The 19,600-nt window shown below is 75.5% G+C and carries 17 protein-coding genes and 1 tRNA gene; 2 read left to right on the top strand and 16 right to left on the bottom strand.

The genetic code is table 11. The features are described 5' to 3' along the window. Positions 1 to 18 precede the first annotated feature (18 nt). From LY71_RS10235 to LY71_RS10200, 8 genes are all read right to left on the bottom strand, one after another. Positions 19 to 657, bottom strand: coding sequence for a hypothetical protein (locus LY71_RS10235; protein WP_106276974.1), 639 nt, complete (start codon positions 655 to 657; stop codon positions 19 to 21). Then, positions 654 to 1,970, bottom strand: coding sequence for a DUF1972 domain-containing protein (locus LY71_RS10230; RefSeq protein WP_245887812.1), 1,317 nt, complete (start codon positions 1,968 to 1,970; stop codon positions 654 to 656). Before LY71_RS10230 ends, LY71_RS10235 begins: the two co-directional genes overlap by 4 nt. Before the next feature lie 125 nt (positions 1,971 to 2,095). Further along, entirely contained in the window at positions 2,096 to 3,547 is a 1,452-nt protein-coding gene (locus tag LY71_RS10225; RefSeq protein ID WP_245887811.1) for a sugar transferase, read from the bottom strand. 235 nt (positions 3,548 to 3,782) lie between these two features. After that, positions 3,783 to 4,346 carry an aminoacyl-tRNA hydrolase gene (gene pth, locus LY71_RS10220; RefSeq protein WP_106276970.1) on the bottom strand — a complete coding sequence of 188 codons (564 nt, stop codon included), beginning with the start codon at positions 4,344 to 4,346 and terminating at the stop codon, positions 3,783 to 3,785. A 92-nt stretch (positions 4,347 to 4,438) separates the two neighbouring features. Next, positions 4,439 to 5,143: a 50S ribosomal protein L25/general stress protein Ctc gene (locus tag LY71_RS10215; protein ID WP_106277199.1), complete on the bottom strand. Its 705-nt coding sequence runs from the start codon at positions 5,141 to 5,143 to the stop codon at positions 4,439 to 4,441. Positions 5,144 to 5,472: 329 nt separating this feature from the next. Next, a complete protein-coding gene (locus LY71_RS10210) occupies positions 5,473 to 6,453 on the bottom strand; it encodes a ribose-phosphate diphosphokinase (RefSeq protein ID WP_106276967.1) in 981 nt (326 codons plus the stop codon). Between the two features lie 14 nt (positions 6,454 to 6,467). Next, the gene (gene glmU, locus LY71_RS10205; RefSeq protein WP_106276965.1) at positions 6,468 to 7,958 is read right to left on the bottom strand and encodes a bifunctional UDP-N-acetylglucosamine diphosphorylase/glucosamine-1-phosphate N-acetyltransferase GlmU; all 1,491 of its coding nucleotides are present in this window, start codon (positions 7,956 to 7,958) and stop codon (positions 6,468 to 6,470) included. A gap of 50 nt (positions 7,959 to 8,008) precedes the next feature. Beyond that, positions 8,009 to 8,081, bottom strand: a tRNA-Gln gene (locus LY71_RS10200). Positions 8,082 to 8,276: 195 nt separating this feature from the next. Here LY71_RS10200 and LY71_RS10195 point away from each other — a divergent pair. Next, positions 8,277 to 9,269: an acyl-CoA desaturase gene (locus LY71_RS10195; RefSeq protein WP_106276963.1), complete on the top strand. Its 993-nt coding sequence runs from the start codon at positions 8,277 to 8,279 to the stop codon at positions 9,267 to 9,269. Here LY71_RS10195 and LY71_RS10190 read toward each other — a convergent pair. The 8 genes from LY71_RS10190 to LY71_RS10155 form a co-directional block, all read right to left on the bottom strand. Continuing rightward, entirely contained in the window at positions 9,266 to 10,225 is a 960-nt protein-coding gene (locus tag LY71_RS10190; protein WP_106276961.1) for a 4-(cytidine 5'-diphospho)-2-C-methyl-D-erythritol kinase, read from the bottom strand. The two genes, LY71_RS10195 and LY71_RS10190, sit on opposite strands and share 4 nt — an antisense overlap. Next, positions 10,222 to 11,022, bottom strand: a complete 801-nt coding sequence (gene rsmA, locus LY71_RS10185) for a 16S rRNA (adenine(1518)-N(6)/adenine(1519)-N(6))-dimethyltransferase RsmA (RefSeq protein WP_281261599.1) — start codon at positions 11,020 to 11,022, stop codon at positions 10,222 to 10,224. Before rsmA ends, LY71_RS10190 begins: the two co-directional genes overlap by 4 nt. A gap of 47 nt (positions 11,023 to 11,069) precedes the next feature. Then, positions 11,070 to 12,176 (bottom strand): resuscitation-promoting factor, encoded by a 1,107-nt coding sequence (locus LY71_RS24440; RefSeq protein ID WP_106276959.1) that lies wholly within the window; start codon positions 12,174 to 12,176, stop codon positions 11,070 to 11,072. 287 nt (positions 12,177 to 12,463) lie between these two features. Then, a complete protein-coding gene (locus LY71_RS10175) occupies positions 12,464 to 13,303 on the bottom strand; it encodes a hypothetical protein (protein ID WP_106276957.1) in 840 nt (279 codons plus the stop codon). 116 nt (positions 13,304 to 13,419) lie between these two features. Further along, complete coding sequence (locus tag LY71_RS10170) at positions 13,420 to 14,292, bottom strand: TatD family hydrolase (protein ID WP_106276955.1); 873 nt, start codon at positions 14,290 to 14,292, stop codon at positions 13,420 to 13,422. After that, on the bottom strand, positions 14,289 to 16,085 hold the full coding sequence (gene metG, locus LY71_RS10165; protein ID WP_106276953.1) for a methionine--tRNA ligase: 1,797 nt from the start codon (positions 16,083 to 16,085) through the stop codon (positions 14,289 to 14,291). Before metG ends, LY71_RS10170 begins: the two co-directional genes overlap by 4 nt. A 42-nt stretch (positions 16,086 to 16,127) precedes the next feature. Further along, positions 16,128 to 16,742: a hypothetical protein gene (locus LY71_RS10160; protein WP_106276951.1), complete on the bottom strand. Its 615-nt coding sequence runs from the start codon at positions 16,740 to 16,742 to the stop codon at positions 16,128 to 16,130. A gap of 99 nt (positions 16,743 to 16,841) precedes the next feature. Further along, the gene (locus LY71_RS10155; RefSeq protein WP_106277194.1) at positions 16,842 to 18,359 is read right to left on the bottom strand and encodes an amino acid permease; all 1,518 of its coding nucleotides are present in this window, start codon (positions 18,357 to 18,359) and stop codon (positions 16,842 to 16,844) included. A 131-nt stretch (positions 18,360 to 18,490) separates the two neighbouring features. Between LY71_RS10155 and corA the strand changes: the two genes are divergently transcribed. Next, on the top strand, positions 18,491 to 19,585 hold the full coding sequence (gene corA / locus LY71_RS10150) for a magnesium/cobalt transporter CorA (RefSeq protein WP_106276949.1): 1,095 nt from the start codon (positions 18,491 to 18,493) through the stop codon (positions 19,583 to 19,585). Positions 19,586 to 19,600: the final 15 nt, after the last annotated feature.

Genomic DNA, 19,600 nt, shown 5'->3' with positions numbered 1-19,600 from the left:
GGCTCGGCCGGCCGGGGCTCAGGGAGCGCCGGTGAAGGCGAGCACGGGCGCGCCGGGCCGGTAGCCGACCTGCACGGTGACCGTGTCCCGCTGGTCGGCGGGCACGGTGAAGACGTAGACGCCCTCGGCGGAGGAGCCGGCCGCGAGCGTGCCGGAGAACGGTGCCCGCGACGGGTCGTCCAGCGGTGAGCCGGGGGTCGAGTCGGCGCCGTAGGCGAGGTCCACCGCGACGCCGTCCAGGGACACCGGCTCGGCGGTGCCGTTGTCCAGCCGCACGGTGACCCGCAACGCCGGCCCGGCGATGTTCCCGGGGCCGTAGCCGGTGCCGTCGATCGCCTCGACGGACCGGACCGTGGCGCGGACGCCGTCCCCGACCGCGGCCGGCTCGTCGAGACCGACGGCCGACAGGACGGGAGGCGGCTGGTCCCCGCCCTCGGTGGGCCCGGGGACGACCGGCACGGGAGTCTGCGGGTCCGGCGACGGGGCGGCCGCCGGGCCACCGGAGGTGGCGGCGTCCGGCGCGGCGGACGCCGGCTCGGCCGAGCCGCCGCGGCCCAGGACGAGTGCCAGCCCGGCCAGGACGACGACCGCGGCCAGCGTGGCGAGGAGCACCACCCGGCGCGGGCGCGGGCGGGCGTCGGGGCGCGGGGCGTTCATCGGGACGAGCTCCTGGAGATCCGGGTCCGCGGGGGGAGGGACAGCAGGGAGGCCGCGACCAGCGCGGCGGCCAGGGGACGCTCCGGGCTGCGGCCGGCCCGCGGCGGCACCACCGCGGGCACCGGGGCACCGGTGGGGACAGTGGGCACGGGGCGGGTGGGGGCGTCCGCGGCGGTCGCCGTCCGGCGTCCGGAGGGTCGCCGCACCGGGAAGCGACGCCCGGCCAGGTCGCGGGCGAGGTCCTCGTAGCCCACGGCGACCTCGTCCCAGTCGTAGCCGCGGGCCCGCTCCCGGGCGCACCGGCCGGCGCGGGCCACCCAGCCGGGGTCGGCCTCGACCGCGGCGACCTCGCGGGCCACGTCGGCCGCGGTGCGGAAGTAGCGGCCGGCGTCGCCGACGACCTCGCGGTTGAAGTCGACGTCGTAGGCGGTCACCGCCGCGCCGGCGCCGATGGCGCGCAGGAGAGAGGGGTTGGTGCCGCCGACCGAGTGGCCGTGCAGGTAGGTGCAGCAGTTCGCGTAGAGCTGGTCGAGCAGCTCCTGGTCCCACACGCCGCCGAGGAAGCGGACCCGGTGGTCGGCCAGCGCGTGCACGCGGCGGGTGTAGTCGTCGGCGTAGGGCGCCGAGCCGACGACGACCAGGGGCAGGGCGGCGTCGCTGGCGGCGTAGCCCTCGACGACGACGTCGACGTGGTTCTCCGGCTCGAAGCGGGCCACGGCCAGGTGGTAGCCGCCGGGCTCGAGGCCCAGCTCGGCCAGCCGGGAGCGGCCGGGCGTGATGAGCGGGGCCCCGTAGGTGAGCAGCGTGGTGGGCGCGGCGAAGGCGTCGCGGTAGTAGTCGGCGATGCCCTGCGCGTCGGCGATGAGCACGTCGGACCAGCGGACGGCGAGCGACTCGGCCACCCGGTAGTAGCGGCGGCCGACGCCGTTCCACTTGGCGCGCTTCCACTCCAGGCCGTCGACGTGGGTGGCCACGGGGATGCGCGCGGCCCGCAGCGCCGGCAGCAGCGGCGCGTTGGCGGCGTTGAAGACGAAGGCCGCGTCGGTGCGGTGGGTGAGCAGGTGGCGCACCGACAGGGCCGAGTGGCTCAGCGTCTCCAGCGACCGGCGGCGGGCCGCGGGCAGGTGCACCAGCTCCATGCCCAGGTGCTCGGCGGGGTACCGGTCGGTGCCCGGGACGGTCCGGCAGTAGACCACCACCCGGTGCCCGCGCTCGACGAGGCGCCGGCCGACCTCCTCGACGGCGGTCTCGAAGCCGCCGTAGCGGGCCGGCACGCCGCGGGTCCCCAGCATGGCGATGCTCAGGTGGTCCATCGGGTCCATCCGTTCGGTCGGTCCGGCGGAGGGCAGAGCCCTCCGGCCGGGGGTGCGGACGACGCTAGGGAGCGGGCGCCGGGCGGCGCCTCACCCCGCGGGGTGGGGTGAGCGGAGCGGCGCGGTCAGTACGCGCCGGAGCGGCTGAGGACGGCGCGCACGGTCTTGACGAGGATCAGCACGTCGAGCGCGAGCGACCAGTTCTCCACGTAGCGCAGGTCCAGCCGCACGCTCTCCTCCCAGGACAGGTCGCTGCGGCCCGAGATCTGCCACAGGCCGGTCAGGCCCGGCTTGACCAGCAGCCGGCGGCTGACCGAGGAGTCGTACCGGGCCACCTCGCGCGGCAGCGGCGGGCGCGGGCCGACGAGGGACATCGAGCCGCCGAGCACGTTGAGCAGCTGCGGCAGCTCGTCGAGGGACAGGGCCCGCATCCAGCGCCCGACGCGGGTGACCCGCGGGTCGGCGCGCACCTTGAACAGCAGCCCGTCGGAGGCGTTGAGCGCGGCGAGCTCCTCGACCCGGCGGTCGGCGTCGACCACCATGCTGCGGAACTTCAGCATGGTGAAGCGCCGACCGTTCACCCCGACCCGCTCCTGCCGGTAGAGCACCGGCCCGGGACCGTCCAGCCGGACGGCGAGGGCCAGCGCGAGGAGGACGGGCGCGACGACCACCAGCGCCAGCGCGGCGGCGACGCGGTCCACGCAGCCCTTGGCCACCCGGCGCCAGCCGGCGAAGCGGGGCTGCTCGACCGACAGCAGCGGCAGGCCCTCGAAGGGGCGGATGTGCAGCCGCGGTCCGGCCACCTCGATGAGGCCCGGCGCCACGAGGAGCTCCACCCCGGTGCCCTCGAGCTGCCAGGACAGCCGGCGCAGGTACTCCGCGGCGGTCTCGCTGGCGGAGGTGACCGCCACGGTGTCGGCGCCGAGCCGGGCGGCGGTCGCGGCGACGTCGTCGAGGCCGCCGACCGGCACCCCGAGGGCCCCGGCGACGAGCTCGCGGCTCTCCGGCGTCACGCAGGCGGCCACCACCTCCAGCCCGGCGTAGTTCTCCCGCCGCACCCGCGTGGCCAGCTCGACGACCGCGCCGCCGCGGCCGACCACGACGACCCGCTTGGTGCACCGGCCCTGGGCGCGCAGCTGCCGCAGGTGGGTGCGGGCCACGACGCGCCCGGCGAGGGTGAGCACGGTGAGCGACGGGATGGCGAGCACGACCAGCGCGCGGCTGAGGTCGAGCTGCGCGGCGTAGGACACGGTGCTGGTCAGCGCGAGCAGCAGCAGGCCGGCGCGGCCGACGCGGCGGTACTCGTCGCTGCCGGTGCCGTGGACCCGCTCGTCGTAGGCGCCGGTCCCGGCGAGCAGCAGCGGCCAGGCCGCCACCAGCACGGCGACCGCCCAGGCCAGCGGGGCGACGTCCGCGAGCAGCGTCGGGCGGGCCAGCAGCACGGCGCTGGCGGCCGCCGCGGCGACGGCGACGTCGAGGGTCACCAGCCCGGCGGTGTACCGGCCGGCCCAGGGCCGGGTCGCGGGGACCGCGGCGGGCAGGGCGCCCGTCAGGTCGTCGGGCGCCGGTCGCGGCATGGGTGGGCGGCGGGTGGTGGCCCGTCCGGCACCTCGGTGGTCCAGCAGCACGTCTCCCCCTCGGACTGCGTCACTCTGCGTGCGCGGAGGGCGGAGCAGTCACGGAGCGTGCACTCGTCTCGTGTCCCGTTACCGGAGACACGTCCCCCGACGCACGGAGGACACTCACAGAGGGTCATCGCAGGGTCAATGCGGAGAGTGACCGTTCACCCCGAAGGGGAGGGTGGCCCACCCGTCAGCTGCGGGGGTGCACCACGTTCTGCGCCGCCTCCAGACCGAGGGCGACCAGCTCCTCGGCGGCGTCGGCGGCCTCCGCGACGAGCAGGTCGAGTTCCTTGCGCTCGGTGGCGGAGAAGTCCTTGAGGACGAAGTCGGCCGGGTCCTGGCGGCCGGGCGGGCGGCCGATGCCGACCCGCACGCGCAGGTAGTCCTTCGTCCCGGTGGCCCGGCTGATGGAGCGCAGGCCGTTGTGGCCGCCCTCACCGCCGCCGCGCTTGAGCCGGACCGCGGCGAAGGGGATGTCGAGCTCGTCGTGGACGACGACGAGGTCGGTGGCCGGCAGCTTGTGGTAGTCGAGCAGGCCGCGGACGGGCCCGCCGGACTCGTTCATGTACGCCGTCGGCCGGGCGAGGACGACGCGGCGACCGGCCAGCCGGCCCTCGCCGGACAGCGCGCGGGCGCGCGCCCCCTTGCCGGGGGCCAGCTTCACCCCGGCGCGGGCGGCGAGCTCGTCGAGGACCATCGCGCCGACGTTGTGCCGGTTGCCGGCGTAGCCCGGGCCGGGGTTGCCCAGGCCCACGACGAGGAAGGGCCCCTCGGAGGGAGCGGACGCCGCAGGGGCGCCGGCGGTGCCGGCGCCCCTGCGGGTGGTGCTCTCGGTCAGCGGGGACCTCAGCTGTTCTCGGTCGACTCGACCGACTCGCCGCTGCCCTGCGCCAGCGGCTCGGGGACGACGTCGCCCTGGCCGACGCCCGACTCGGCGGGCGCGGACTCCTCGCGCTCGATGCCGGCCTCGGCCTCGGCCTCGGCGAGCTCCGCGTCGAGCTGCTCGGCGCTCGGGGCGGCCATGAGGTTGACGACCAGCGCCTCGGGGTCGGTCAGCACCGTGGCGCCACCGCCCACGGACAGCTCGGCGGCGGTGACGCCGTTGCCGGCGGCGCGGCCGGTGACGTCGACCTCGATGGTCTCGGGGATCGAGGTGGCCGGCGCCTCGACCGAGACGGTGTTCAGCTCGACGCTGACGAGGGTCTCGGCGGCGGCCTCGCCCACGACCACGACGGGGACGTCGACGGTCACGCGCTCGCCGCGCCGGACGACCAGCAGGTCGACGTGCTCGTGCACGCGGGTGAGCGGGTCGCGCTGCACGGCCTTGGTGAGCGCGAGGTGCTCCTGGCCGTCGAGGGTCAGGGTGATCAGGGCGTTGGTGCCGCCGTTGCGCAGCACCGCGGCGAACTCGCGGGCCGGCAGCGACAGGTGGACGACGTCCTGGCCGTGCCCGTAGAGGACGGCGGGGACGCGGCCCGCACGGCGGGTCCGGCGGGCGCTGCCCTTGCCGAACTCGGTGCGGGCCTCGGCGGCGAGGCGGAAGTCAGCCACGGTGGTGTGCTCCTCAGGTGGGTCGGCCGGTGTGCCGGCGGCCGCGCGCGGCACACCTCACGAGGAGCACACGCACGTCGATCACGGAGTCGGACGGACCGCTCCCTCGCCGGGCTTCCGACGAGTGTACGCGCTGCACCCCGGCCGCCCGGACGCAGGACGACCCGAGCACACGCCAGTGGCCCCCTCACACCGCGCGAGTGGGCCACCAGCGTGTGTTCGCCCCACGGCGCCGCGGCGCACGACGTGAGCCGCCCCCGACGGACGAGCTCGGCGCAGGCCGGGGACGGTACGTGGCCGCGGTGTCGGCCGGTGGGCCGACGACGAGCTCAGCTCGCGCCGCCGAAGAGGCTCGTGACCGAGCCGTCCTCGAAGACCTCCTTGATCGCCCGGGCGAGCAGCGGGGCGATGGACAGGACGGTGAGCTTGTCGAACTGGCGGGACGCCTCGATGGGCAGCGTGTTGGTCACGATGACCTCGCTGACCCGGCTGTTCTTGAGCCGGTCGACCGCCGGGCCGGAGAGCACGCCGTGGGTGGCGCAGACGATGACGTCGGCGGCGCCGGCGTCGAACAGCGTCTCGGCGGCCTTCACGATCGTGCCGCCGGTGTCGATCATGTCGTCGACCAGGATGCAGACCCGGCCCTCGACCTCGCCGACGACGCGGTTGGCGACGACCTCGTTGGGCTTGAGCGGGTCGCGGGTCTTGTGGATGAAGGCCAGCGGGACGCCGCCGAGCTTGTCCGACCAGCGCTCCGACACCCGTACGCGGCCCGAGTCCGGCGAGACCACCGTGATGTCGCGGTCGCCCCAGCGGTCCTTGACGTGGTCGACGAGCAGGTCGAGGGCGAAGAGGTGGTCGACCGGGCCGTCGAAGAAGCCCTGGATCTGCGCGGTGTGCAGGTCGACGGTCATCAGCCGGTCGGCGCCGGCGGTCTTGAACATGTCGGCGACCAGGCGGGCGGAGATGGGCTCGCGGCCGCGGTGCTTCTTGTCCTGCCGGGCGTAGGGGAAGAACGGGACGACGACGGTGATCCGCTTGGCCGACGCGCGCTTGGCGGCGTCCACCATGAGCAGCTGCTCCATGAGCCAGGTGTTGATCGGCGCGGCGTGGCTCTGGACGATGAACGCGTCGGACCCGCGGACCGACTCCTCGAACCGGACGAACAGCTCGCCGTTGGCGAACTCGTAGGCCGCGGTCGGGGTCGGGGTGACGCCGAGGTGGCCGGCGATCTCGGCGGCGAGCTCGGGGAAGGCCCGGCCGGAGAAGAGCATCAGGCTCTTGCTGGTGGTCTGCCGGATGGCGCTCATCGGCTCAACTGCCCCTACTGGTCGTGGTGTCCGTTCGGGCTGTCGCCGCCCGCGTCGTCGGCCTGGGCGCCGACGTCTGGCCCGGTGGCCGCCTCGGCGGCCCGCGCGGCGGCGGAGCCCGGCCTACGGCGGCGCACCCAGCCTGCCACATTGCGCTGTGCGGCCCGCGCCACACCCATGGCCCCCGGCGGGACGTCCTGGGTGATCACCGACCCCGCCGCGGTGTAGGCGCCGTCGCCCACGGTGACCGGTGCCACGAGCATCGTGTCCGAGCCGATCCGCACGTGGTCGCCGACGGTCGTGTGGTGCTTGGCCATCCCGTCGTAGTTGACGAACACGGTGGCCGCCCCGACGTTGGTGCCGCGGCCGAGGGTGGCGTCGCCGACGTAGGACAGGTGCGGCACCTTCGAGCCCTCGCCGACGCGGGCGTTCTTCGTCTCGACGAACGCGCCCACCTTGGCGCCCCGCGCGAGGTCGGTGCCGGGCCGCAGGTAGCTGAACGGGCCGACCACGGCCTGCGGGCCGACGACCGCGCCGAGCACGTGCGAGCGGACCACGCTGGCGCCCTCGCCCACCGTGGTGTCGACCAGCGTGGAGTCGGGCCCCACGACGGCGCCGGCGGCCACCGACGTCGTCCCGCGGAGCTGGACGCCGGGTTCGAGCAGCGCGTCGGCGGCGACGGTGGCGGTGACGTCGACCCAGGTGGTGGCGGGGTCGACGACGGTGACGCCGGCGCGCATCAGCTCGTCGAGGACGCGGTCGTTGAGGGTGCGGCGGCGGGCGGCCAGCTCGCGGCGGTCGTTGCAGCCGAGGACGTCGTCGGGGTCCTCCGCGGGGGCGCCGGCCACCGTCTCACCGTCGCCGACGAGCAGGCCGACGACGTCGGTGAGGTACACCTCGCCCTGGTCGTTGTCCTGGCCGATCCGGGCCAGCGCGCCGCGGAACGCCGCGGCGTCCCCGACGTAGACGCCGGCGTTGACCTCGGTGATCGCCCGCTGCTCCGGGGTGGCGTCGCGCTCCTCGACGATGCCGGTGACCGCGCCGGAGCCGTCGCGGACGATCCGGCCCAGGCCGGTCGGGTCCTCGACCCGGGCGGTGAGCACGGTGAGCGCCGCGCCCGCGGCGCGGTGCGCCTCGACCAGCGCGGTGACCGTCTGCTCCCGCAGCAGCGGCGCGTCGCCGTTGACCACCAGGACCGGCCCCGCCAGGTCGGGGACGGCGGCCAGCGCCACCGCGGCGGCGTGCCCGGAGCCGCGCTGCTCGTCCTGCACCACCGGCCGGGCCCCCGGCGCGACCGCGGCCAGGTGGTCGGCCACCGCCTCGCGGCCGGCGCCGACCACCACGAGCGTCTCCGCGGCCCCCAGCGGCGCGGCCGCGGCCAGGACGTGGCCGAGCATGCTGCGCCCGCCGATCTCGTGCAGGACCTTCGGCGTGGCCGAGCGCATCCGGGTCCCCTGCCCGGCGGCGAGGACGACGACGGCGGCGACTGCCTGCTGCGGGCTCACGGATCTCCTCAGACGGTGGGCGGGCCGCCGGCTGCGCGGCCCCGGCGCTGCTGGGGGACTCGGACTCGAACCGAGACTTCCCGGCTCCAAAGGCCGGCGGGCTGCCGATTACCCCATCCCCCACCGCGGCGCCGCCCGTGCGGCGCCACCGGACGAGCGTAGGGGGCGGCCCGGGCGGGGGGCACGGGAGCCGGGCCGGCAGACCTCCCGCTCCCCGGCCTCGCGGGGCGTGGCGCGCAGCGGTGACGTAGGTTACGGCCTCGTAGCCCCGGCCGTCGCGCCGGAGCGGGCACCCGCAGCACGACCCCTGGAGACTCCGTGACCGCTCCCTCCTCCACCCGGCCGACGGCCACCCGGCCCGCGGCCCTCCGCCCGGCCGACCCCGACCGCGGCCTGCCGCCCAACGCGCTGGGCAAGGAGAAGGGACACCTCGAGCAGCTCACGCTCTACGTCTTCGTCGTCGTCCCGTTCCTCGCGCTGGCCGCCGTCGTGCCGGCGGTGTGGGGCTGGGGACTGTCCTGGCTCGACGTCGGCCTGCTCGTCGCCTTCTACTTCGTCCCGCTGCTCGGGGTCACCGTGGGCTACCACCGGTACTTCACGCACGGGTCGTTCAAGGCCACCCGGCCGCTGCGGATCGCGCTGGCGATCGTGGGCTGCATGGCGATCCAGGGCCCGGTGGTGCAGTGGGTGGCCGACCACCGGCGACACCACGCCTTCTCCGACCGCGACGGCGACCCGCACTCCCCCTGGCGCTACGGCGACGACACCCGCGCGCTGCTCAAGGGCATGTTCCACGCGCACCTGGGGTGGCTGTTCGACCGGCGGCAGACCAACGCCGAGCGCTACGCCCCCGACCTGCTCAAGGACGGCGCCCTGCGCGTCACGAGCCGGCTGTTCATCGTCTGGGCGTTCCTGAGCCTCGCCCTGCCGACCGCGATCGGCGGTCTGGTCACCGGCAGCTGGGCCGGCGCCTGGACGGCGTTCTTCTGGGCCGGCCTGGTGCGCACCGCGCTGCTGCACCACGTCACCTGGTCGATCAACTCGATCTGCCACGTCGTGGGCAGCCGGCCCTTCGCCTCGCGCGACCGGGCGACCAACTTCTGGCCGCTGGCCGTCCTCAGCGGCGGTGAGTCCTGGCACAACCTGCACCACGCCGACCCGACCTGCGCCCGGCACGGCGTGCTGCGCGGGCAGATCGACATCAGCGCCCGGGTTATCTGGGTGTTCGAGAAGCTCGGCTGGGCGCACTCGGTGAAGTGGCCCGACCCGGTCCGCCTGGCCGCCAAGCGCCAGCAGCCCGCCGCCGCCTAGCCCACGAGGCGGGCGCCGGGGACGGGGCCGTGCACCACGCGGACGGTGCGGAACACGCCCTCCCCCGCCAGCACGGCGGCCAGCCGCACGGCGGCGTCCTCGTCCTCGGCGAGCGCGGCCACGGTCGGGCCGGACCCGCTGACCAGCGCGGCCAGCGCCCCGGCGTCGGTGGCCGCGCGCAGCGCCCGCCGCAGCGCGGGCCGCAGCGAGACCGCCGCGGCCTGCAGGTCGTTGGTCAGCGCCGCGGCAAGCGCCCGCGGCGGTCCGCTGCGCAGCGCGGCCACGACGGGCTCCGGGGACGGCGCGCCGTCGCCCTCGGGTGCCCGCCCCGCGGCGCGCAGCCGGTCGAGCTCGGCGTAGACCGCCGGCGTCGCCAGGCCGCCCTCCGCGATGCCCAGCACCCAGTGCCACTGCCGTCGGGCCAGCACCGGCGTCAGCTGCTCCCCGCGGCCGCTGCCCAGTGCCACCCCGCCGGCGAGGCTGAACGGCACGTCGCTGCCCAGCCGCGCGGCCAGGGCGGTGAGGTCGCCGCGGGTGGCGTGGGTCCCCCACAGCGCGTCGAGGGCCACCAGGGCGGCCGCGGCGTCGGCGCTGCCACCCGCCAGCCCGGCCGCGGCGGGGATCGCCTTGTCCACCGCGATGGCGGCGTCGGCCACCACGCCGGCCTGCTCGGCGAGCAGCTCGGCGGCCCGCCACACGAGGTTGCGCCGGTCGGTGGGCACCGGGTCGGGACCGCCGGTGCCCTCCCCGGTGACGGTGACCGAGAGCCCGTCGCCGCGGCGCACGGTGACCGTGTCCAGCAGCGAGACGGCCAGGTAGACCGTCTGCAGCGTGTGGAACCCGTCGGGCCGCAGCGGCCCGACGGCGAGCGAGACGTTGACCTTGGCCGGGGCGTGTGCGGTGACCGTGCCGTCGCCGCGGGTGTGCCCGGGACCGCCGGACGAGGACCAGCTCACGGGGTGGTCGCGGCCAGCCGCGCGAAGTCGGCCACCGAGAGCTGCTCGCCCCGGGTGGCCGGGTCGATGCCGGCCGCGCGCAGCCGCGCCTCGGCGGCGGCCGGGCTCCCGGCCCAGCGGGCCAGCGCGGCCCGCAGGCCCTTGCGGCGCATGGCGAAGGCGGCGTCGACGACGGCGAAGGTGGCGGCCCGGTCGCCCGGCGGCGGGTCGTGCCGGTCCAGGGCGACCAGCCCGGAGTCGACGTTGGGTTCGGGCCAGAAGACGCGGCGGCCGATGGTGCCGGCGCGGTGGGCCCGGCCGTACCAGGCGGCCTTGACCGACGGGACGCCGTAGGCCGGGCTGCCCGGCGGGGCGGCCAGCCGCTCGGCGACCTCGGCCTGCACGAGCACCAACGCCCGCCGCAGGGAGGGCAGCAGCTCGAGCAGGTGCAGCAGGACGGGCACCGCCACGTTGTACGGCAGGTTGGCCACCAGCGCCGTCGGCGGGGGGTCCGGCAGCCCGGTGACCCGCAGCGCGTCGGCCTCCACGACGGTGAGCCGGCCGGCGAGGTCGGGTCGCCGCTCGGCCACGGTGCGGGGCAGCAGGTCGGCCAGCCGCGGGTCGATCTCGACGGCGGTCACCGCCGCGGCGGTGGGCAGCAGGCCGAGGGTCAGCGAGCCCAGGCCGGGGCCGACCTCCAGCACCACGTCGTCGGGGCGCAGCTCGGCGGTGCGCACGATCCGCCGGATGGTGTTGGCGTCGTGCAGGAAGTTCTGGCCGAGCGTCTTGGTCGGGCGCAGGTCGAGCTGCCGGGCCAGCTCGCGGATCGCGGCCGGGCCCAGCAGCCCCTCGGCGCCCGGACCGGTCAGCGGAGGCCGAGCCGGCGGGTGCAGGACGGCCAGGCGCCCCAGCCCTGCGAGGCCTGCACGCGCTCGGCCACCGCGATCTGCTGCTCGCGCGTCGCCAGGTGGGCGTTGGCCGCGTACGCGCCGCCGCCGTTGGCGATCCAGGTGCCGGAGCTGAACTGCAGGCCGCCGTAGTAGCCGTTGCCGGTGTTGATGGCCCAGTTGCCGCCGGCCTCGCACTGCGCCAGCTGGTCCCAGACGCCGCCGCCCGCGACGGAGGGCGCGGCAGCCGCGGGGCGCTCCTTGGTGCCCACGCTGACCAGCTCGTCGACCGGCGCGACGGTGACCGCGGTGCCCACCTGCTCACGCGCGGTCTCGACGCCGTCGACGACGGTGATCCGGAAGGTGGTGCTCTGCTCGCCGTCCACGCCCTCCTGGGTGACCGTCCGCTCGCCCTCGTACACCTCGGGGTCCTCGGTCTCCACCGTGCGGTGCGGCACGGGGCTGGTCTGGGTCACCTCGCCGACCTGCACGCGGTGGACCTGCAGCCGCATGCCGGCCAGCAGCGGCTGCGCCGGGTAGAGGCTGGTGCGGTCGTGCCCGCCGAGGACCACGCCCTGCTCGGCGAGGAGGTCGCCGGCCGTGGCGGCGGTCGTGGTGACGACGCGGGTGACGCCGTCGACGACGAGCGTGACGTCCTTGGGGCGGGAGATGGACAGGGCCATGCCGTCGAGCGGGAGCCGCTCGCTGCGGCTGGCCGAGAGCACCAGGCCGTCGCCGCGGTAGCCGAGCTGCTCGAGCGCCTCGTCGACCGACAGCGCGGTCACGTAGACGGTGCTGGAGACGCCGTCGACGGTGAGCTCCAGCGGGCGGGCGCGGTCGAGCACGACGGTGTCGCCGTCCCCGACCTCGGCGTCGACGTCGGGGAGGACGACGTCGTGCGCCTGCGTCTGCAGCCCCGCGTCCTCGAGCACCTCACCCACGGTGTCGGCGTACGTGCTGACCTCGCGGACCTGCCCGTCGACGGTCAGGGTCACCGACTTCTGCGCGGCGTACCAGGCGAGGGAGCCGCCCACCAGTCCGAGGAGGACCAGGGCGAGGAGGGGCAGCTTCAGCGGTCTGGGCACGGCTCTTCCACGGGTCGGGGGGCCGGGCACGGGCCCCCCTCCGGGCAGCAGCCGGCGCCAGGGGGTCCCCGGGCAGCCGGACGCTCCCCGGGTCGGTCCCACCCCGGCTGTCGGTCACGGCACCATGACGAGTGCGGTGCGTGGTGCAAGGTGCACGGAGAGCAAACCAGGGGGCCGACACGTCGACACGGAGCCGCGCCGACACGGTGCGTGACGGACGGGGTGCGTGGGACGGGTGGGACGGGAGCGGTTCGTGGGGCCGGGGACGGCCCCGGTGGGGCGGCCGGTCAGCCGGCGAGCGCGCGCTCGCTGGTGCTCACGGGGCGCAGCCAGGTGACGAGGAAGACCGCGACGGCCAGGCCCGCGGCGAGGCCGGCGAAGCCCCCGGCGACCAGGGCCACCGGCAGCAGGTCGACGTTCTCGGTGACCCGGTCGCCGAGGTCGATGCCCGCGGCCAGCAGCAGGGCACCCAGCGGGAGGAGGGCCAGGACGCTGGTGGCTGCGGCGACCAGGTGCGCGGTCCACGTGCGCAGCGCCTCGTCGACCGGCACGTCGGCGCCCTCCCCGGCCAGCGGGCGCAGCAGCGCGCGCAGCAGGGCGACCTCGGCGAGCAGCCACACGACGAGCGGCACCACGACCGCCACCCAGCCGACCGAGTCGGGCAGGTCCCCGCGCTGCCACATCACCGCCGCGACGGCGACCTCGGCGACGACGACGGCCCGCGTCGTCCAGAGCAGCCACGGCGAGATCTGCTCCCCGCGCCGGGGGCGGCGGGGCGGGGCGGACAGCCGCCAGCGGGGGCGCGGACGGGTGGCCTCGGCCAGCACCACGCCGGTGAGCAGCCCGATGACGAGGGCCGGCAGCCACAGGAAGACCGACGCCTCGGCGAACACCACGACGCTGGCCACGATGGCGAGGACGCCGAGCAGCAGGCCCAGCCGGCGCACCCGGCGGCCGTGCTGGGCCTGTCGCTGCAGCGTGGCGAGCCCCTCGGGGGTGGGGGTCGCGAACTCCACCGCGGCCGAGGCGACGGCGCGGCGGCCGGCCGCCAGGGCCCAGGCCCGCGCGAGCAGCACGCCGGGCACCAGGACGGCGATGAAGAGCACGACGGCGATGAGGCGACCCACGCCACCAGTGTGCATCGCCGCACGGCTCAGCCGGTCGGGTGGACGGCTGCCCGTGAGGTCCGATCGGTCGGCCCCCTGCAGGGGCCCGGCGCGAGCGTGCGGGGGCAGGGGGTCCTTCACCAGCCGCCGAACACGCGCTCGGCGTTCCCGGTGAGCGCGTCGCACAGCTGCGGGAGCTCCACGCCGGTGACCTCGGCCAGCGCCCGGACGGTGTACGGCACCAGCCGCGAGGCGTTGGGCCGGCCGCGGTGCGGCGCCGGGGTGAGGAAGGGCGCGTCGGTCTCGACGAGCAGCTGCCCGACCGGGGTGGCCGCCGCGGCCTCGCGCAGGTAGCCGGCGTTGCCGAAGGTCAGCGTCCCGGCGAAGGACAGCACGAAGCCGCGCTCGACACAGGCCGCCGCGAACGCGGCGTCGCCGGAGAAGCAGTGCATCACGACGTGCTCGGGCGCGCCCTCGTCGTCGAGCACGCGCAGCACCTCGTCGTGCGCGTCGCGGTCGTGGACCACCAGCGCGACACCGTGCTCCTTGGCGATCCGCACGTGCGCCCGGAACGACGCCTCCTGGGCCGCCCAGCCCTCGGGCCCGGTGCGGTAGCGGTCCAGGCCGGTCTCCCCCACCGCGCGCACCCGGGGCAGCGCGGCCAGCCGGTCGATCTCGGCCAGCGCGTCGTCGTCGGCCAACCCCTCGCCGGCCTCGTTGGGGTGGACGGCGACGGCGGCGAGCACCTGCGGGTGCCGCTCCGCCAACGCGGCCGACCACCGCGAGGAGGCGACGTCCACGCCGACCTGCACCAGCCGGGGGACGCCGACGGCGGCCGCGGCGGCGACCTCGGCGTCCACCGCCGCGTCGTCGGCGGGCTCCTCGGTGCGGAACCCGTTCAGCACGATGTCGAGGTGGGTGTGGCTGTCGACCGCCGGGGCCGGCAGCGGCTCCGGGGACGGCGGCGGCTCACCCCGCCGGTTCGCGCGGGACGCGGCCGAGCGACTCACTGCGCGCCGTCCTCCAGCCGGGCCAGCTCCTCGGCCACGATCGACTCGTCGAGCTTGCGGAACACCGGGGTGGGCGGGCTCAGCGGGGTCCCCGACGGCAGCGGCCGGGAGGCCCACACCGCCTGCGCGTCGCCGTAGTCGCCGGTGATCACCGGGTACGGCGAGCCGTCGTCGAGGTCGGTGACCTCCTCGATGCGCGGGGCCGGCGACCACACGCCGGTGCCGCCGAGCAGCTCGTGCACCTTCTGCGCCGAGTGCGGCAGGAACGGCGTGAGCAGCGCGTTGCAGTCGCTGACCGCCTGCAGGGCGGTGTGCAGGACCGTGTCGCGGCGGGCCGGGTCCTCCTTGAGCTTCCACGGCGCCTGGTCGGACAGGTACTTGTTCGCCTCGCCGACCACCCGCATCGCCTCGGTGGCCGCCGCCTTCTGCCGGTTGCGCGACAGCATCTCCCCGATCGGGCCGAAGGCGCCCTGCGTGGCCGACAGGAGGGCCCGGTCGGCGTCGGTCAGCTCCCCCGGCGTCGGGACGGCGCCGACGTTCTTGGCCGCCATCGACACCGTGCGGTTGACCAGGTTGCCCCAGCCGGCGACCAGCTCGTCGTTGTTGCGGCGCAGGAACTCCGCCCAGGTGAAGTCGGTGTCCTGGGTCTCGGGCCCGGCGGCGGCGACGAAGTAGCGCAGCGCGTCGGCGTCGTAGCGGGCCAGGAAGTCGCGGACGTAGATGACCACCTGCCGCGAGGAGGAGAACTTGCGCCCCTCCATGGTGAGGAACTCGCTGGAGACCACCTCGGTGGGCAGGTTCAGCCGGCCGAGCGAGCCGGGGCTGCCGCCCTTGTCGCCCTCTCCGTCGTAGCCGAGCAGCTGAGCAGGCCAGATCTCGGCGTGGAAGACGATGTTGTCCTTGCCCATGAAGTAGTAGGCGTCGGCGTCCGGCGTCTGCCACCACTGCCGCCACGCGTCGGCGTCCCCGGAGCGGCGGGCCCACTCGATGGACGCCGACAGGTAGCCGACGACCGCGTCGAACCACACGTAGATCCGCTTGTCCAGGCGGTCGCGCCAGCCGTCGAGGGGCACCGGCACGCCCCAGTCGATGTCGCGGGTGTAGCTGCGCGGCTTGAGGTCGGTGAGCAGGTTCCGCGCGAAGTTGAGGACGTTGGGCCGCCAGCCGCGGCGGGTGTCGAGCCAGTCGCCCAGCGAGCGGGTGAAGGCCGGCAGGTCGAGGAAGTAGTGCTCCTCCTCGACGAACCTCGGCGTCTCGCCGTTGATCCGGCTCCGCGGGTTGATGAGGTCCACCGGGTCGAGCTGGTTGCCGCAGTTGTCGCACTGGTCGCCGCGGGCGCCGTCGTAACCGCAGATGGGGCAGGTGCCCTCGATGTAGCGGTCGGGCAGCGTGCGGCCGGTGCTCGGGCTGATGGCGCCGAGCGTCGTCTTCGGGAAGACGTAGCCGTTCTTCAGCAGCCCCAGGAAGATCTCCTGGCTGATCGCGGCGTGGTTGGCCGTCGTCGTCCGGGTGAACAGGTCGTAGGACAACCCCAGCGCCTGCAGGTCGCCCACGATGAGCCGGTTGTTGCGGTCGGCGATCTCGCGCGGGGACACGCCCTCGGCGTCGGCGGCGACGGTGATCGGGGTCCCGTGCTCGTCGGTGCCGCTGACCATCAGCACCCGGTTGCCGGCCATCCGCTGGTAGCGGCTGAAGACGTCGGAGGGGACGCCGAAGCCGGAGACGTGGCCGATGTGCCGCGGGCCGTTGGCGTAGGGCCACGCGACGGCGGTCAGGATGTGCCGATCACTCACGCCCCGAGCCTAGGTGGCGGCGTCCACCCGGTTGACCGGCCGTCAGCCGCCGGCGACGGCCGTGGCCGGGACCGGCGGCTCGCCGGCCACCGGGGTGGTGACCGCCAGCCCGCACAGCGCCAGCCCGATGACCGCCACGGTGAGCACCCGCAGCCGCGGGTGGGCCACCGGCTCGGGCTCCCGCTGCCGCGGCGGGGCGGTCTGCGCCCAGGCGAGGACCGAGGGCGCCGAGGCGAGCAGCAGCTTGCCGACGGGGACGGCGAGGGCGAGCAGCGCCGCCGCGGGGACCGGCACGGGAGCGGGCAGCCGGTCCAGCAGCGCGGTGAACTCGCTGACGGCGAGCAGCGCGACGACCAGCCCGACCTCGGCGCCGGCGACGACGGCCGCCATCCGCCGTCCCGGCCCCTCGAGAACGGTGAGCGCGCTGCCGGCGCAGGCGACGATCCAGCCGGCCAGCCCGCCGAGCACGACGACCACCACGGGCGCCGGCGGCGCCGGGGTGGCGGTGAGCAGCCCGTCGAGCCCGGTCAGCCCGACCGCGAGCAGGGCCAGCGACTCCAGCCCGCACACCGCGGCGAGCGCGAGCACGGCCGCGGGCCACCGGGGGGCGGCGGCGGGGGTGGTCGGGAGGGGGGCGTCGAGGACGCTGGTCGCCACGGGTGTGCTCCTGGCCGGGGACGTCGGTCACCGGTCAGGTCGTCGCGCGGGGGCGGGCTCCGGAGGTGCGCCGGAGCCCGCCTCACCCCTCCGGGGGGATCACCGCCCGCCGCGGGCCGCGCGGTCGGCGACCGCCCGCTCGGCCGCGGCCTCCCCCTCGGCGCCCGCGAGCCGGCTGTGCCGCCGTCCGTACAGGAAGTAGATGGCGACCCCCAGCACCATCCAGACGGCGAACCGGACCCAGGTGTCGGCCGGGAGGTTCAGCATCAGGTAGAAGCAGGCCAGCGCCGAGGCGATCGGCAGGAGCGGGACCAGCGGCACCCGGAAGGCGCGGTGCAGGTCGGGCCGGGTGCGCCGCAGCACGATGACGCCGAGCGAGACGAGCACGAAGGCGAACAGCGTGCCGATGTTGACCAGCTCGGCGAGCGTCCCCAGCGGCAGGAAGCCGGCGAGCAGGGCCACGAAGATCCCCGTCCCGATGGTGATCTTGTACGGCGTGCCGTACCGCGGGTGGACGGCGGCCATGCCCGGCGGCAGCAGGTGGTCCCGGCTCATCGCGAACAGCACCCGCGACTGCCCGAGCATGAGGATCATGACGACCGACGTCAGGCCGGCCAGCGCGCCGAGGGAGATGACGCTGGAGACGAAGGACAGCCCGACGCTGCTGAACGCCTCGGCCAGCGGTGCCTCGGTGGACAGCTCCGAGTAGGGCTGCATGCCGACGACGACCAGCGAGACGGCGACGTAGAGCAGCGTGCAGACCACCAGCGAGCCGATGATCCCGCGCGGCAGGTCCTTCCGCGGGTCCTTGGTCTCCTCGGCGGCGGTCGCGACGATGTCGAAGCCGATGAAGGCGAAGAACACGATCGAGGCACCGGCGATGACGCCGCCCCAGCCGAAGCTGCCCTGGGTGAAGCCGAGCAGCTGGATGAGCGGGGCGTGCCAGCCGCCCTCCCCCTCCGCGGCGGGCTCGGCCGGCGGGACGAACGGCGTGTAGTTGTCGGCCGTCAGGTAGAAGAGGCCGAGCACGATGACCAGCAGCACGATGGCGACCTTGATCGCGACGATCACGCTGGTCACCCGTGAGGACAGCTTGATGCCCAGCACCAGGACCGCGGTCATCGCCAGGGCGATGAAGATGGCCGGGATGTTGACCGTCGCGGTCTCCCCGGCGATCGACGTCGGCAGCGGGATGCCGAGGTCGCCGAGCAGCTGGTTGAGGTAGCCCGACCAGCCGACCGAGACCGTCGCGGCGCCCAGGGCCAGCTCGAGCACGAGGTCCCAGCCGATGATCCAGGCGACCGTCTCGCCGAGGGTGGCGTAGGAGAACGTGTACGCCGAGCCCGCCACCGGCACGGTGGACGCGAACTCGGCGTAGCAGACGGCCGCCAGTCCGCAGACGACGCCGGCGATGACGAACGAGAGGGCCACGGCCGGCCCGGCGGTGGTCTTCGCGACCTCGCCGGTGAGCACGAAGATGCCGGTCCCGATGATCACCCCGACGCCGAAGACGGCGAGGTCGAGGCCGGAGAGGTTCTTCTTGAGCCGGTGTTCGGGTTCCTCGGTGTCGCGGATGGAGTCCTCGACGGACTTGATCCGGCGGGTCCCTGCTGCCACGGCGTCCTCCTCGTGCGCACGGAGCGGCCCGTCCTCGGCCGGTCCCGGAGGCAGCGTGGCACGGGGCCGCGGACGCCGCACGCCTACGCTCTCCTCGCCCGCCGTCCCGGCGGGACGGGAGGAGGCAGACGGTGGGCGACCCGCGAACCGAGGGCGCGCCGGAGCTGTACGCGCCCAGCCCCCGACCGCGGCCGGCCGGGGCCCCACGGCCGCCCCGGGGCCGGCCGCAGGGCACCGGCGCGGTCGTCGACTGCGCGGTCTACGTACAGGGCCGGCGCGAGCCGCCGGTGGACCCGATGGAGGCGCTCGACACCGCCGTCGAGCGCGGCGGGTTCGTGTGGCTCGGGCTGTTCGAGCCCACCGAGGCCGAGCTCGACGCGATCGCCGGCCGCTACCACCTGCACCCGCTGGCCGTCGAGGACGCCGTCTACGCCCACCAGCGGCCCAAGCTCGAGCGCTACGACGACGACCTGTTCATGGTGCTCAAGACCGCGCGGTACGTGGAGCACGAGCAGCTGACCGCCACCAGCGAGGTGGTCGACACCGGCGAGGTCATGGTGTTCGTGGGCACCCACCACGTGATCACCGTGCGGCACGGCGACCACAACGACCTGACCGACCTGCGGCACCGGATGGAGGAGGACCGCGACCTGCTCTGCCACGGGCCCGCGGCGGTGCTGTACGCGGTGGCCGACCTCGTCGTCGACACCTTCGTCGACGTCGTCGAGCAGGTGCAGGACGACGTCGACGAGCTCGAGGCGTCGGTGTTCAGCCCGGAGCGCACCGACGACATCGGCCGGCTCTACCAGCTCAAGCGCGAGCTGATGTCACTGCGGCGGGCGGTGGGGCCGCTGGAGGTGCCGCTGCAGAAGCTCTCCGAGCGGCCCGTCGACGTCGTCCCGGAGGCGATGCGCTCCTACTTCCGCGACGTGCTCGACCACGCCATCCGGGTGCGCGACCAGGTGGGCTCGCTCGACGAGCTGCTGTCGTCGATCCTGCAGGCGTCGCTGGCGCGCACCTCGATGGCCGACAACGAGGACATGCGCAAGATCTCGGCGTGGGCCGGCATCGTCGCCGTCCCCACCGCGATCGCCGGCATCTACGGGATGAACTTCGAGTTCATGCCCGAGCTGCAGTGGCGGTGGGGCTACCCGATGGTCCTGCTGGTGATCGCCACCGCCTGCCTGCTGCTCTACCGCGGCTTCAAGCGCAACGGCTGGCTCTAGCCCGGGGCGGGTGTG

Source organism: Geodermatophilus tzadiensis (assembly GCF_003002915.1).
GTDB lineage: Bacteria > Actinomycetota > Actinomycetes > Mycobacteriales > Geodermatophilaceae > Geodermatophilus > Geodermatophilus tzadiensis.
The sequence above is the reverse complement of the archived record's forward strand: the minus strand, read 5'-3'. Positions and strand labels throughout refer to the sequence as shown.

Excerpts from the sequence above, each read along its gene's own strand:
- LY71_RS10235 (WP_106276974.1), bottom strand. The coding sequence starts at position 657 with ATGAACGCCCCGCGCCCCGACGCCCGCCCGCGCCCGCGCCGGGTGGTG.
- LY71_RS10230 (WP_245887812.1), bottom strand. The coding sequence starts at position 1,970 with ATGGACCACCTGAGCATCGCCATGCTGGGGACCCGCGGCGTGCCGGCC.
- LY71_RS10225 (WP_245887811.1), bottom strand. The coding sequence starts at position 3,547 with ATGCCGCGACCGGCGCCCGACGACCTGACGGGCGCCCTGCCCGCCGCG.
- LY71_RS10210 (WP_106276967.1), bottom strand. The coding sequence starts at position 6,453 with ATGAGCGCCATCCGGCAGACCACCAGCAAGAGCCTGATGCTCTTCTCC.